Here is a 14,667-nt window from a genome sequence, read left to right on the forward strand (position 1 = left end):
AACTACTTTTTCTCGCCATTCATCTTTTTCCTTTTCCCCTCAGCCCACCGCTGGTTCGCCTTAGTCGTAGCAGACAAGGTCTCGATAATCTTCTTCTTGTCGCTATCATCCAGAGCGTCGAAACGCTCCTTCATCTCAAGGACGATAAACTTCCCATAGCCATTTTCATCCTTCAGATTCTCAATGAGTTCCTCCACACTCATCGCCTTAATTTTTCTGTCCCTCTCCCCTATCCGTTCCTTGAACAGCAGGTTGAAGATAGCATCCTTCATCGTCTTCTCATGCGCCACCCACTTGCTCCGATAGATACTCAGCTGCTGCTCTCTGGTCAGCCCAGGCAACATATCTACACATTTCCTTAACACCTCATCATCCCATTCCGAATAATGAGCCTTCTTCACTTGTTGAACAATGTACTCGTAGTCTGTCATAATCTTACAAAATTATAAATCAGCGCAAAGATACGAACTTGCATCTCTTTAGCCAAACAATTATGCTCCACAAGCCTTGTGAATTTTGATTTGACAGTAGTCACCCATAACACCAAGCACTTTAGCCGTATAGAGGGAATAAAGCTTGAAGATTGGACACATTAAAATCTTACATCTTACTTCTTCCATCATCCATCAGACCTCTTCCATCTTACATCATCCATCAAACATCTCCCTTCTCCCAAACCACCAAGTCGCGAGGCAGGGAGATTTTCTTTGGTTCACCTCCCTTTCCGGTTACAATATACTGTTCCAACAAAGAAAAGTCCACTTCTGATAAAAAAGCAGCCCTGATACGTGAGCACTTCTCATTGATGGAATTGAGGAGTGGGTTCGTCACATCCTCAATGCTTCTAATTGCTCTTTCAGTCAAACCAAATGGCTTTATCTTCTGATACAAGTCTGTCAGTTCTTTCCTGTAGTCTGGTAGATACTTGAACGCAATACCCTCCGGATGTTTCAAGAAAAGCAAATAAACAGCCTTGACAATGGGTTCCATTTTTACCTCTTTCTGGTAGTCAGCAAGAAGAATGGTACCATCTTTGGCTATAGTCAGTCTACTTAGCTTAATGGCATTTTTCGACTTCTCTTCGCGTGTTCCTAAACGCCACATAGTTTTGTCACATGGTTTGCCATCATAATATTTATCCAATATCTGCTTGAAGATGTCATTGGGTGATACCATATCAAATAATGTCATACATGACCTAACTTTCAATACATCAGGGAATCCCAGGATGTCATCTGCAGAAGGGTTGCCACAATCGAGCAAAGCCTGAGATATTTCTCTGAGTCTTGCTCCTAATATTGGGTGATCTAAATAGGCTTTGGCCTCTATTGTCCCACTAATTCCGTAGTACTCGGAGTTATAGCTATGCCCTAAGCCTTTTATTTGCGGGAAAACAAACCATATCCAATGACCACGTTTATGACCATTCTTTATTTCTTGAAGCGCTATGTCATAAACCATATTTTGTGCTTCAACAAATCGTTCCAGGTCATATTCAATCTTTCCATTGCCGAGTGCATCAACAAAACTCTTTGGAAGACAGATGTTTTTCAATTCCAAAGCCCCTTTGAAAAACTGAGCCATCTCCTCATCTCTATATCCACCCATACCGCACCCTATTCGAGTTACAAAGAAAAAGAGTTCTGGGTGTTCTTTTGTGAATGTCAAGAACCTACTTACAGATTCCTTCACCTCATTGTCCTTCCTTACACCTTTGCCAAAATCGACAGGAATGGCATAGCTTTGTCCTTGCAATCCCTCTGGCAGTCCCCAGACAGCACCAAACTTCTTCCTTGCAGTACCTGATGCGCCACCTGTATGATAACCAAGCGAGTTGCTGCCAAACACGAAAATTTGATTTGGCAACAGACTGTCTATATAGTCAGGAGTAAATCCCATATAATCTTTTCCTTCCATATCTTTACATGATTACAAGTGAATAATCGTCGTGACCTATAAATCCCCATCTTTTCAGACTTTCAATATGTAATTTCAATTGTTTGGGATATTTGCAATTCTCCAGTTTCTGTATCACATCCTTTTCAAAGTTTATCTTCCTTTTTCTAATAGCGGACTTTAGGAAATTGCTATTTTTCGTTTGAGCATCTATCGCTCCTATAATTTCTTCGTTATTCAAATCCCTATGCGATACTTTATACATCATTAGAATATAATGAGCCAAAGTATCACTGGCAGCAAACACCATACAATCATCATCAACAATGAACTTTCCTGTCCTGAATCCTTTTTCGTCCAACGTATCTTTACAATTAATCAGATACGGAGGATTGTTGAAATCTACAAGTTGCGTGAATGAATGTTGTAGATTCTTAGTCTTACGATTATAGCAGAATGCTACACTATCCCCATAACTAATCCAAATACCATTTTTCCAGACTGCCACCAAAGTAGCGAACGAACCTTCATCATAGAACTTATTCAGGAATAGGCCACCAATCTTCTTAGCTTCTTCCTCACAATCGTTGTAGAATGGTTCCCATATTCCATCAATCCATTTGTCAAATGCCTTGTAATCCTTGATGGGATTATCTGGCAAGTGATTCACCAAATATTGAGACCAGCGTTCTGCAAAAACGCCTCCACCGCCAGCGCCATCAGATACTGCTATTACACTTTCTGTTGCAATTGCTGCATCCTCATTGACGATGTCCTCTTCAAACTTTGCTAATGATATTGCTCTCATTGATTCTGACTTATATTTGTTGTTGGTGTACCAATATCCATTAACTGTATCAACGTCGACATATCTGTATTTGTGGCCATTGCAACGTGTCGAGTATTCTCAGCGTCTCCACGCAAATCACCTATGGGCACATTGTATCTTGATGGGAGCAGACTCGACATATCAAACATCCACTCAGAGTATTTGTCGTTATTAAGTTCTGTTTTGCTAATGGGGAAGACCAATTGCTCCTTACTGTCTGGCGTAATATGAATATTCCATAGGAGCACATTCCCATCGTTAGTGTATAATGCCTTCAATTCATTGGCCAATTGCGTGTTTACCTCTCTAGGATTCACGATTCCGTTCATTGCTCCATCTGTAATATTGATAATCGTAGGTGGATAACAATCTTTATCATGGTGCTCCTTCATCCACCTATCCAATAAATTCTTTGCCATCATGAAAGCCTTATCCCCTCTCGTATATTTGCCCGCAGCAACGGGATCAATCCATTGCACCTTTTCAATCTCTTTTAATTCTACTCCCTTTCGAGTCCTTTTTTCCTCTTTGACTGTTATCTTCTTAAACGGGTTGTTCTTCAATTCTTCTGGAGATACGAAATCTCTTCCTGCTAATTTGCCCTTCCATGCATAACTTGCATCATCACCATATCCAATAACTGCAATATCGTAATAATGTCGCACTTCGGTAGTCTTAATACAGCGAAGAACAAGTTCGTTGATCTGATTGTTAACAATTCTAGCAACAGCATCGGCAAGAGTAATAAACTCACCATGATAGTTTAATTTTCTACTCATAGAAATAGACTGGTCTATCATAAAGATAAATGCCGTAGGTGTATTTCTTGTAATCTGAGCAGTATATGGATTCTTGATTTGCAGAGCCTTCGGTTTTGAAGGAATGGGTATTCCGAAGTTTCCAATGTTCTTGATGTACTCCAATGGAATGAAGTTCTTCACTAATATCTCTGCTTGGAAATAAGGTTGCTCTTCTTCTGGTAGGTCAAAATGCTTATGCACCTTTACGGATTGGAAATGTATCTGTTTAAAATCAGACAAAGAGCCGCCTATATTTGGTCTTATTCTATGAATGGTGGCATTCATATTTGAATAGCATGTATCCTTCCAGTATATAATCTCTGGATCTATTTCTAAAATAACAGGATTAGATATTCTTCCGTCTCTCATGGCAACATACATCATTGGATGCTGTGTCGTGAAACTAACTCTCACATAATCCTCAAGTTTTCTACTGCTATCCAATTGTCTCGATTCGAGACTGCCACCAGGCTTGTTAATCTTGATACCTTTCCGGTCACAATCCATCCAAGAATACAATCCACCATTCTTAATAATTGATTCTAGGTTATCTCTGTCTGTGAAGTGATACAGTTTGGTTATTCTGTGCTCATCCATCACCACCTTGAACTCTTGCCAATTACTCTTCTTATCCATAGTCGTCATCTTTTAATCATTAAACAAATCCAGTTGCTTATTATTGCCTTTTTTCGTGGACTTTTTCTTTTTTATTGGTGTGGATATCTCCTCTTCACAAGCAGGTTTCTTTTCACCATATGGATAGACACCTTCCACATAAGCCTTTATCAACGAGGCATGTGACAATGGTTTCTTTGCATTCTCCACATCAGCATTGGTGTCGTAATCAAGAAGGACGATAGTCTTTCCATCATTGCTCGCATTCCTCAGCCGTTCAATTATACTTGCGACCTTGTTTTCTAACACCCACTTGTAGGTGGGAATATAAATTTGTTTTCTTGCTTCAATATATCCTAGCAGTTCTGTTCCATGAACTCCTTTCCGATGACCAAGAGGCTTTCCAAAACGTCGAACTGTTCGCTTGATATTCCTCATGGTATCATTCTTGAACATCTCAGTATCGACATCGCAACTTTCAAACACCTTTAGCCCTTGCCATATAGCTTCTACACAAGTGGCTGTAAAGCCTTCACTAAATGGAACAGGAATACCACCATGAGGATAGAAAGGACTCAGTTTAACCAATCCATCCTTGGCACTGCTTGTTACATCTGCCAGTATTGCATCCGGATATTTCTTTAATATCGTAGCAGTTTTTTTTCGTTTAGATTCTATTATAATCATATTACATTCTATCTAAATGGCAAATTATCATTACTCAAAATATCTTTTGTTCTTCAGATTGTTATTCTTGACCATATGTAAATTATGTTTATAATCTCTTTATTATGGTGTTCTATACATCAGAAAGGCAAGTCATCAAAATTGCTATACCTCCTTTGTTTTTCTTTCATTTCTTTTAATTCTTTTTCTCGTCGTTCATCTTCTTTTCGTATTTCACTTCGAATAATTTCTTTCTCTCTTTCTTCCTGTTGAATATTCTTTTCACTTGAAGTCATAAAGATTTTATTTCGTAATTCAAAAGCACCACTTATAATCGCACCTACTATATTAAAAAAACATATCCAAATTGCAATTATAAGTAAGGTATAATACCAAGGTCCTTCATAATATGAAGACATAAGTCCTCTCATTGGTATCAGAAAATCGAAAAGAGTAAATATACATCCCCAACTTGTATAGTCTTCATCTACATAGAGGTGATGCTTTTTATATGGACGAAAAATGTCAAAAATAGCAATTATCAAAAATAATAAAATTGCAGAGATAAGGACAACAATAGAAACACCCATAAGATTCCAATTATTCTCTCGTTCAAAACGTGAATAAAAAAATACGGAAAGAGGAACTAGGAGATTATAGATAACAATTGTAGCATTAATCCTATTTTCTATCCTCTCATTCGCTTTTTTGTTCCTATCTCTTTTTTCTTTTTCTTGTAGAAATGATATGAGATTCTTATCGCAGTTACAGTGAAGTTGAGACTTGAGCATCAATGCTAATTCAGAAACATCTTCATTGCATGTAGAATAAGCTCTCTTATATAACATACTCTTATCAATATTTCTATAATCTTCCTCTGAGAACAATAGTCTGTCCTCTGCACCATACTGAGACAAATAATCCTTGTTTTCAACCAGCAATTCCAGTGACAATAAGATAGACACAATTGGGAAGCTATCAATGTCTTTGTTGAAATCATCCTCTGTCCTTGACGGATTCCTAAAATCAGGACTGCCAATCTCTCTTGCTCTTTGGCCTTGCATAGCTGGTACAAACATTCCATCGTAATCTACCAAGACGAGTGAACCATCATCTTTTACAAGTATATTGTCTGGTTTTAAGTCACCATGTGCAAATGGCTGATTTAATAACCATATGGCAAGTTTTCTAAAATTATCTGCCAATTGGCGCAAGGTCTTTTTGTCATCTATTATCTTGCGAATATACTTATCTAGGGTCATACCATCTACCCAATCCATAAGAAGAACGGGATATTCGTCAGACTCGACAAATAGTTCCTTGTCACAATATCTTATAGGTGACAAATAAGGCGAAGATACCTTTGCTAATTCATCACATATCAATTTATAATTCTTTTCCCTTTCTTGTTGTGCCCTGTGGAAGCACCTTACTGCATATTGTTTTCCATACTCGTCTTTCATTTTAAAGACAACAGCAAAGTTTCCACTACTCATTATTGGCTCACCATTACTATCAAGTACTGGGCGCAGATGCTTTAACTTGTCAAAATATTCATCAGGCGATTTTGTAGATGCCTTGATAACCTCAGCATATTGTCCAACCGTTGGCCATGACAGAATCTCATTTGATTCATTTTCATTAGTATTGCTTAGGACACCATCAGCCGCTTCATCACTCACTGGTCCCTTTTGCAAAGTCAAAACATCAGGATTTTCAACTTTTGAAGACCTGTTGGATGCAAATCTCCATGAAACAGCGATAGTGACTATCAAAGCAACAACTGCTCCAATAATCAAGTATATAAGATACTTTTTGATAGGATTATATTCGTATGTCCATTTTCCCCAATCTTTACTATCCGTTTTCGAATAGCGATTATCTATCTTTTCAGATTTATAAATAGGACTTTCCCATACAAGGCTGTCATTCCTGTTGATGTAAGCTTTCTTCTTTATATCCCCTTGAATATTATATTCAAAGACTTCCTCTAAATATGGATATACGGCACCGCATGAGTCATACTTACATGGTATCTGTTCTTTGATTTTTCTATTGATGAACCCCCATTTTCCGTTCTTCTTTACGGCAGCCAATCCATTGTTGAATGCACGGAAACCATCAAAGATGGATTCTTTTCCATATCCATGGATGAGAAGGTGTTTGTCTATTACAAACCAATGTTCACCATCAGGCGAGATTCCAGCAAAACCATTGCTGAAATAGGTAGCATCAACTATATCTGCATCTTCGGGGAGTACTTGCATGATGTCATCGCACCTTCCTAATGAATCTAATTGATAATCAGATAGTCCTTTTAATGGCTTTAAATAGTTCCCTTTTTCATCTATGAAACTATAAGATTCTTGCATTCCATCATAAACTTGAAGACGCATAACCTGCCTGGTAACACTGATTCCATCTCGGCTAAACCCATAAAACTCGTCCCAAAACCCTAAATCTTTACCAAGGTTACCTTCTTTATCAATAATATAATTATGCTCAGTAAAACTGCCATTATCATCAGATGAAGTCTTAAAAACCTCTTTATAAGAGCCAATGCCACATCTTCCATTAAATGTTGATAATTTTTCAAATTTAAAATCCGTTATAGCATTACCTATTGTATCGATATATGCACAACGAAGTTTACTCGCGGTGACACACCATTCTTTTAAATATAACCGTTCGCCAACATTATCCCTTACAACAGCCTTTCCTTGGCTAAATGGTTCAGAATAATAATATTTAGGCTTTATTACAATATCGCCTTTCGTGTCAATATATCCATTCTTCCAAGTCGCCGTATCGCAGAACATAGCACGTTTATTATGAAAAGAATGTCGATAAAGTGCATTACTGCAAGCGTCCATGTCTTTTACAACAAACCCAATATCAGGCATGTTGACATAACTAACGAACTTGGGCTCTATAACAAAATTCCCAGACTTGTCAATATACCCATACTTGGTATACATTCGATACACATTTAATATTGTATCTCTTTCTCCGACCTCATAAGCCATTGAATCTGGAACAACACGATACAGGGTGTCAACAACAGCCATCGCTAACCCATTATGGAATGTTGACACCCACAGGAATTCTGGTTCAATAATTCTATTGCCTACAGAATCTATATATCCATATAATCCATTCTCCCGAATTGGATACAAGTATCCATCAAATTGCTTCTTCTCATTGCATGATACCATCATTAATGTGGAACACACAATGAAAAACAATCTGAATATATAAAGCCTTAATTCTTTCATAAACGAGAATGTCTTTTCTTAAAGTCCCATTTGTTGCTTAAGCATATTCATCAAAAACTCTTTGCGACGTATCTCGATATCCTTTTCCTGCCGAGTCGCGTTAGGATAACTTCCTATATTCCATTTCGTCGAAGCAAGAAGGAAGTCCATTGCTTCACGAGCTTGTTCTTTCGTTACATATTGCCCACCAATAAGTGAACTCATAAACAGGGCCGCACCATTTGCATGCACAGCCATCTCTGCGTTATGTTTTAATATTTATCTTTCGTCAATCATTGCTCTATAATCTTGATTTACTTATTTTTTCTTTTGAAAGGGCAGAGTATTGAGGGCTCTGCCCCAAAGCTAGTCATCAGAGTAAGGCGAATACCCCGAATGCAACTGTTGCTATTAAAGTTGCAATACCGATAATTGTCTATTTACGTGACTCTGCAAGTTGTAGCTTGCTAATCAGTATAGACTCTTTCTCGTACTCCGTCAGACCTCGCATTTCTGCATTGTCAGATTGACTTGGCTTTGTATTACCAACTACAATCTAAACAGTCAAATTGATGTTGAATAACATAATAATCTTGTTTTATTATACAATGGTGTGCCTGTACCATTTTTCGTCCACACAAGCACTTTGCAGACGCCTTTGGCAGCGACCTACTCTCCCACATTACAATGCAGTACCATTGGCTCTGAGGAATTTAACTTCTCTGTTCGGAATGGGAAGAGGTTATTGTCCTCGATATAACCACCGTGCGGATTATCTGTTTCATTCATACTTCTCAATTTTGTATTCTGGGTGAACATCTGTAAGTTCATCTTCATTTAGCATACTTATTATATGCCTTTTGCATGAAGCAATTTGTTCAGTTTCTTCACCCTTGATGATTTGACCAACTTCGCTTTTGTAAATGATTCCATTTACTTCAGCAGTAACTATAATACGCTTTTCCATTTCAAATCTCCTCCATATATATGATTTTTCTCTTTCCTTCTTTTATTTTCGTTATTCGAAAATCAGTTCCTCTTTTGAATGTTACCTGATTCTCACCACCATGATTTATTAATTTGTGTATAGAACAGGCATTGGTCCCTTTCTCTTTGGGAGTTATAATATATACATTAGTTTTGTATTTCCAATTATCTTTGGTAGTTGTCATATAATGAGGAACGTGGTAAATATCACCTTCTTTGAAATCAGACTTGTCATCTATTGTACAGAAGCGATATAACACATTCCCTTCGTCATAAACAGGACTTTTATCCAAAACACTATCTAGGCCATTACACATTTCAGGAATAGGACTATTACGATTGTCATATGAGTCCCATTTAAATGCATGAGAAACCCCTCCTAAGAAACATTTTAGCATTAATACCTCAAAATCATCTAATCCTTGCTTCTTCAAAGCAGACGTAGTATTCCCGTTTGGATTATAATGTTTTGCAATATAGCCATCGTTCAAGAACCTAATATCCTCATCCATATTATCAGGAATTGATTCACCAACTTGATTAGGTACAAGATGGACAATCTTATGACTTTCTTTATATTGCTTCTCTATCTTCAATAATTCTTCTACTGTCATATTTGTCAGATTTGATTAATCATACAATCCTTTGCCCAATAACACATGTTTTCATCCGCATAACCGATTACAACAGTCCCACAATGCCCTTCATCGTCACCTGCATTCCAGTTATAGCTAACGAAGGCAAGACTTCCTAATACCTGAATATTGAAAGAATTCCACTCGTCTTCTATAAAACTGTCAAAATTAGCAATATAAATTGAATTTAAAAATTTTTCCTTGACTATTTTAATTAGTCGAGTATTCTCTTCTGTAGTTTTCTTACTTATTGCGCTAACCTCTGTTTTAAGACTAGAAACATGTTCCCCTTTCAAATTAATCCGCGTTCCAAATTTCCCGTATTTCCCCCAATGCCATACCCAAATTACATCCTCACTAACCAAATCAAATGTTTCATGATAAACAGAACTCTCTTTGTGGGTAAATTTGGACAACAGAATGTTTTTCCTGAAAACTGATACATCATAATTAGTCCGTGTACATTCAAATCCATATTGCCCTATGTATTTCTCTTCAATTGGAGTCACACCTATCACAGTTTCACCATATTGACTAAGATTGCCTTCAAACTTTATGGGATATTCCGTTCCGTCTATTGACACTAATATGTTTGTGTTATTTCTTCTACATAGAACAAAGGACTTATTTATAATTATCTCTTCATCTTCGGAGACCTTTTGATATATATAAGAATTAATGTAGCATTTCTTCTCAAGATTGAAGAACCTATATTGTTCCTCAGCTATTTCAAAAGTGAGAATTCCTTCTTTATAATCATCTATCCTATTAAAATTATCGGGTAATTTACATTCATTTAAGGTAGTCAAATCCATTGCAAAAGAAGAGCCTTGTTCATTCTTGTATGTAATTAATTTGAGCCTAGAATAATCTTCCAACTCCAATAAAAAGCATGGAACAATAACCTTCAGTTCTTTATTGAGAATTCCATAATACTTCCCTTCTTTGCATATTATATATACTTCTTCTCCTACTTCAAGAGGCTTTATCTCTTGATAGACAAAATTCAATAGAATGTTGTTATGATCATCTATAATTCCATACCTATCAAACGAGTCCTTTGCTATTATATGTGTTCTTGATTTTCCGATGCTCAATAATTGTTTGTACCAATGAAGGTCTAATACATCACGAGGCTGTGAGACAATTGCCGCATTCTTGTATCCAAACATCCCCCATGAACCGTATTCGTTACTTATAATACATGAAGTACTGGTTTTCAATGAGGAATCTACAAAATCAATGTACTTATTCTGTAAAGACAAAAGTTTCTGGTTAACCTTGTCATACAAAGAATAACAATTATTACTAATTCTATAGGGCACCAATAGTAATGGTCTATCTGTTTGAATAAGATCGTACAATAGGGAGGGTAATTGCTCGTCGTAACAAACAGCACTAAAGAGATAAGCATATCTGTCAAGAACTTTATTACCACTTGGAATCTGTCTCCGTAAGAATCCACATTCTTTTATATTACTAAAGTTTCCCACTTGCCATTTTATAGGCTTTTTCAAATGATTGTATCTTGTAATTTACAGATAAACAATTCATTAACATTTTGCAAACGTAAGTTAATGCTCTATATCAATAGTCTGCTACAGCATCTAATGGTGACAAAGCAAGTAGGATTGCTTCAAGCTCATCAACAGTCTGTGTACCTTCCATCAAATTCTCCATGGTATCAGCCACATTGATGCAGAGTTTTACTGCCAACACGTTAAGCAGATTCTTGATGATCTCCAGTGTACGGCGCCATTGAGTGAGCTCAAACAATTCTCGTCTTGTCTCACGGAACAACTCTCCAAGTGCTTCATACTGGTTGAACCGCTGGCCCAATGTCAGCACCATGTGCGTCATAAGACAGAGCGTGCAGTCGGCAATTTGCTCGTCGAAATCTGTACCCTGGTATGAGCCAAGTCCAAGATATTGCCGGCACTCCTTTATCAGCACTTCTATATTCCAGCGTATTTGGTATATCTCAAAGGCTTCCACAAACTTCATGTGGGTGTCCGTCGTGACAATAGCGTCCCAATTCTTATTCCGTCCGACTCTGATGAAGAATATCTTCACACATGTATCCCCCATCATCACCCGTTGCTCGAAATACATGCACTTATACTTGCGGCACACAACAGCCTCACGCTCGTGCAAGGATATAAGCTCATGAACATTGTATCTGCGTGAGCCGACTGCATACTTGTCCTTTCCCATGGCAAGACGGCCTACGACATGTATCGCTCCACCTGCTATCTTCCTTATAGCGCAAACCAATGGAGGCTTCACAAACCACGTGTCCATCAGTGCATAAGCAGCACAAATGCCAAACTTATAAGCCCTCTCTATCATTTTGGCTACGTTGTCATTCTTCTTGGCATCCAGTTCCTTAAAACGCTCATAGTCAGGATTGCTTTCGCTACGCTCTTTGTGGAACTGCATGGAACGTTCTTTCTTTGAGAGGCTGAAGTCTTCTTTCTTTCCTGCTTCCCGATGCATAGATAAGTCTACTGTATATGTACTGCGTCCATCGAAGAACGCGAGCAGGAGCAGCTTGTAACCGAGTACACACTTGCCAAGGACATGGTCAAACACTCGACTAAGCCCCTCGAAGTGTAGCCCGGTTTTGGTCACAGTTGTGTCATCAACAATATAGCATTTTGGCGCTTCGGTCTCCTCTGCATTTTCTTTGCGTACTATGCTTTGAAAACGCCGTGCCATAGATAGCTGCAGAATCTGCCAGTTCATTTCCGAACGAGCCAACAGACGGTAGAAGCAATTTTTGCCGACCTCAAGAACACCATGGAACTTTGTTAGTGACAAGGAGCCTATTGTCTCACCAAGAATACGGAAAACCATCATGGCCAGAATCTGCTCTGCCATATCTCGCCCGCGCATTTTGTCCAAAGAGTGTTTGGAGAGGATTCTGCCTATGCCAAAACACCTCATGAAGTGCATTATTGCGTCACTAGTCTCACTTTTAACACTCAATATCTTGGTCAACTCACCGATTTTGTTTAATTTTGCAAACATATAAGGAATGTTTAATTGTTTATGTATCAATGATTTATTTGCACTACAAAGATACAAAAACTTTTGGACATTCCTTCTTTTTTCCTTGTGTTTTAAGGCCTTAAGTACGATTTATATGCAAGTGGGAAACTTTAGTTATATTATAGTAATCATTAGAAGAAAACAACAATCTATCTTTAGCACCGTATTCTTCTAATAAGAAGGGATTGACAGAGACAGCCTTCAATGACAAGAGTATCACCATCAACGGGAAGTCATCAATATGCTCATCGAAATCATTCTCCGTCCTTAATGGATGACGGAAATCGGAAGAGCCAAGTTCACGAGCTTTCTGTCCTTTCATCGCTGGCACATACATTCCATCATAATCAACCAACACAAGAGTTCCATCCTCACGGACTAAAATATTATCAGGCTTCAAGTCGCCATGAGCAAAGGGCTGAGGAATAAGCCATTGAGCCAACTGGCTGAAACGATATGCCAGCATCTCCAAAGCATATTTGTCATTCAGGTTCTCGCGAAGATACTTATCGAGAGTCTTGCCTTCTACCCAATCCATTAACAATACAGAGAACTCCGTCTCCGATGTCTGCTCTGTATCTACGAACAACTCTTTCTCCAGAAAACGGATAGATGCGAAATAAGGTGAATCCACATCCTTCAGAGCATCAGCGATCTGATGGTAAGCCTCCGTTCTCCCTTCCTGTTCTTTCGTAAAGCATTTTATTGCATAGAGTTTCCCATTTCGCACATCCTTCATTTTGAATACCTGTGCAAAATTTCCACCTGTCATAACAGGAAGGCCGTCATTACCTAAAATCGGTCTCAGATAACTAAGTTTCTCAAAGTTATCTTCTGCCGATTTTATGGCTTCTATATATTCTGATAATAATGGATAGTTCATCTTGCTATTTTATTTACCATATCATCAAACCGCTCACTTACCTCAACCATCCAGTCAGGAAGTTTTTTCAACGCTTGATAAACAAGAGCATCTGGCATCTTTTTATAATATGCATATGCCATCGGTCCAGCAATAGCAGCAAGTGTATCTGCATCACCACCAAGTGAAATGGCAAGTTTGATACAGTCAACATAGTCTTTTGACTCCAGGAAACAGATAATGGCAGGGCCAACAGAGCCAGCACATGTGGAATTAAAGGTATAGGAGTCATGGAAATCTGCGTAATTCTTGTTCGACCAATCCGGATAGTATTTATCAAGGATTTGCTCACGAATAAATTCCTTATCTTTACCATTCTTTAGATGGAAAATTGTAAGGGCCGTGACTTCTGCGCCTTTGAAACCTTCTGGGTGATTATGCGTTGGTGCAGCTGTTTCATGTGCCATACGAATGCACTCTTCTTCCGTCTGTGCTAACCATCCAGCTGAAGAGCATCGCATAGCGGAACCATTACCAAGACTGCGATACGGCTTAGGAGTATGACTAGCCATCCAAAGTTTGAACTTACTACCAAAACCAGCATGGCGGTGTTCGTTTGCACATTTCCAAAGGTTCATTGTCATATCGAGATGATCGATAAAGGCTTCTGCACAAGCAAAGGTAAGCACGGTGTCATCTGTGAAGTGTGCTCTTGAACTGAACAACTTCACTTTGTCATAATCTTTAATGCGGTGTGCCCTACCCTCGTATGCACTCCCAGCAATATCGCCTATAGCCTCACTGATCAGGTAATTCTTCATAAGTCTTCTAGTTATTGTCATTGCAAATATACAACAATAATCAAATATACAAGCAAAACATAGAAAAGAATCTTTTCCACAAGCCTTGTGAACGCCTTATTCTTGCTTTTCAAACGAAGACATCATAAAAGCAGAAAACATTGCTGCTTACAGAAAAAAAAGGATTTTGAAACATTGATATCTCATCAATGTTCATCGTAAGCATTCGGTGAAATATCACGCCAGATGGACAACAGTTTTTTCACCGTCCC

13 protein-coding genes and 1 rRNA gene are annotated in these 14,667 nt (G+C 38.2%); all 14 read right to left on the reverse strand.

What is annotated here, in order from left to right; genetic code table 11:
• Nucleotides 1-2: 2 nt before the first annotated feature.
• Nucleotides 3-431: a hypothetical protein gene (locus L6475_RS09055; protein ID WP_237819228.1), complete on the reverse strand. Its 429-nt coding sequence runs from the start codon at nucleotides 429-431 to the stop codon at nucleotides 3-5.
• Nucleotides 432-654: 223 nt separating this feature from the next.
• On the reverse strand, nucleotides 655-1,917 hold the full coding sequence (locus tag L6475_RS14590) for a DUF1810 family protein (RefSeq protein ID WP_370641592.1): 1,263 nt from the start codon (nucleotides 1,915-1,917) through the stop codon (nucleotides 655-657).
• Nucleotides 1,918-1,921: 4 nt separating this feature from the next.
• The gene (locus tag L6475_RS09065) at nucleotides 1,922-2,704 is read right to left on the reverse strand and encodes a hypothetical protein (protein WP_237819230.1); all 783 of its coding nucleotides are present in this window, start codon (nucleotides 2,702-2,704) and stop codon (nucleotides 1,922-1,924) included.
• The gene (locus tag L6475_RS09070) at nucleotides 2,701-4,161 is read right to left on the reverse strand and encodes a DUF4433 domain-containing protein (protein ID WP_237819232.1); all 1,461 of its coding nucleotides are present in this window, start codon (nucleotides 4,159-4,161) and stop codon (nucleotides 2,701-2,703) included. Before L6475_RS09070 ends, L6475_RS09065 begins: the two co-directional genes overlap by 4 nt.
• A gap of 12 nt (nucleotides 4,162-4,173) precedes the next feature.
• The gene (locus L6475_RS09075) at nucleotides 4,174-4,827 is read right to left on the reverse strand and encodes a hypothetical protein (RefSeq protein ID WP_237819234.1); all 654 of its coding nucleotides are present in this window, start codon (nucleotides 4,825-4,827) and stop codon (nucleotides 4,174-4,176) included.
• Nucleotides 4,828-4,946: 119 nt separating this feature from the next.
• Nucleotides 4,947-8,081: a WG repeat-containing protein gene (locus tag L6475_RS09080; protein ID WP_237819236.1), complete on the reverse strand. Its 3,135-nt coding sequence runs from the start codon at nucleotides 8,079-8,081 to the stop codon at nucleotides 4,947-4,949.
• A gap of 18 nt (nucleotides 8,082-8,099) precedes the next feature.
• The gene (locus L6475_RS09085) at nucleotides 8,100-8,318 is read right to left on the reverse strand and encodes a hypothetical protein (protein WP_237819238.1); all 219 of its coding nucleotides are present in this window, start codon (nucleotides 8,316-8,318) and stop codon (nucleotides 8,100-8,102) included.
• A 398-nt stretch (nucleotides 8,319-8,716) separates the two neighbouring features.
• Nucleotides 8,717-8,828: ribosomal RNA gene (gene rrf, locus L6475_RS09090) — 5S ribosomal RNA — on the reverse strand.
• Between the two features lie 13 nt (nucleotides 8,829-8,841).
• Nucleotides 8,842-9,027, reverse strand: a complete 186-nt coding sequence (locus L6475_RS09095; protein WP_237819240.1) for a hypothetical protein — start codon at nucleotides 9,025-9,027, stop codon at nucleotides 8,842-8,844.
• Nucleotide 9,028: 1 nt separating this feature from the next.
• Entirely contained in the window at nucleotides 9,029-9,661 is a 633-nt protein-coding gene (locus tag L6475_RS09100; protein WP_237819242.1) for an ADP-ribosyltransferase, read from the reverse strand.
• 5 nt (nucleotides 9,662-9,666) lie between these two features.
• Nucleotides 9,667-10,974 (reverse strand): WG repeat-containing protein, encoded by a 1,308-nt coding sequence (locus tag L6475_RS09105; protein ID WP_237819244.1) that lies wholly within the window; start codon nucleotides 10,972-10,974, stop codon nucleotides 9,667-9,669.
• Between the two features lie 295 nt (nucleotides 10,975-11,269).
• On the reverse strand, nucleotides 11,270-12,562 hold the full coding sequence (locus L6475_RS09110; RefSeq protein ID WP_237818676.1) for a transposase: 1,293 nt from the start codon (nucleotides 12,560-12,562) through the stop codon (nucleotides 11,270-11,272).
• A 250-nt stretch (nucleotides 12,563-12,812) separates the two neighbouring features.
• The gene (locus L6475_RS09115; RefSeq protein WP_237819246.1) at nucleotides 12,813-13,616 is read right to left on the reverse strand and encodes an AarF/UbiB family protein; all 804 of its coding nucleotides are present in this window, start codon (nucleotides 13,614-13,616) and stop codon (nucleotides 12,813-12,815) included.
• Nucleotides 13,613-14,416 carry an ADP-ribosylglycohydrolase family protein gene (locus tag L6475_RS09120; RefSeq protein WP_237819249.1) on the reverse strand — a complete coding sequence of 268 codons (804 nt, stop codon included), beginning with the start codon at nucleotides 14,414-14,416 and terminating at the stop codon, nucleotides 13,613-13,615. Before L6475_RS09120 ends, L6475_RS09115 begins: the two co-directional genes overlap by 4 nt.
• Nucleotides 14,417-14,667 lie beyond the last annotated feature (251 nt).

This window comes from Prevotella sp. E9-3, assembly GCF_022024015.1.
GTDB lineage: Bacteria > Bacteroidota > Bacteroidia > Bacteroidales > Bacteroidaceae > Prevotella.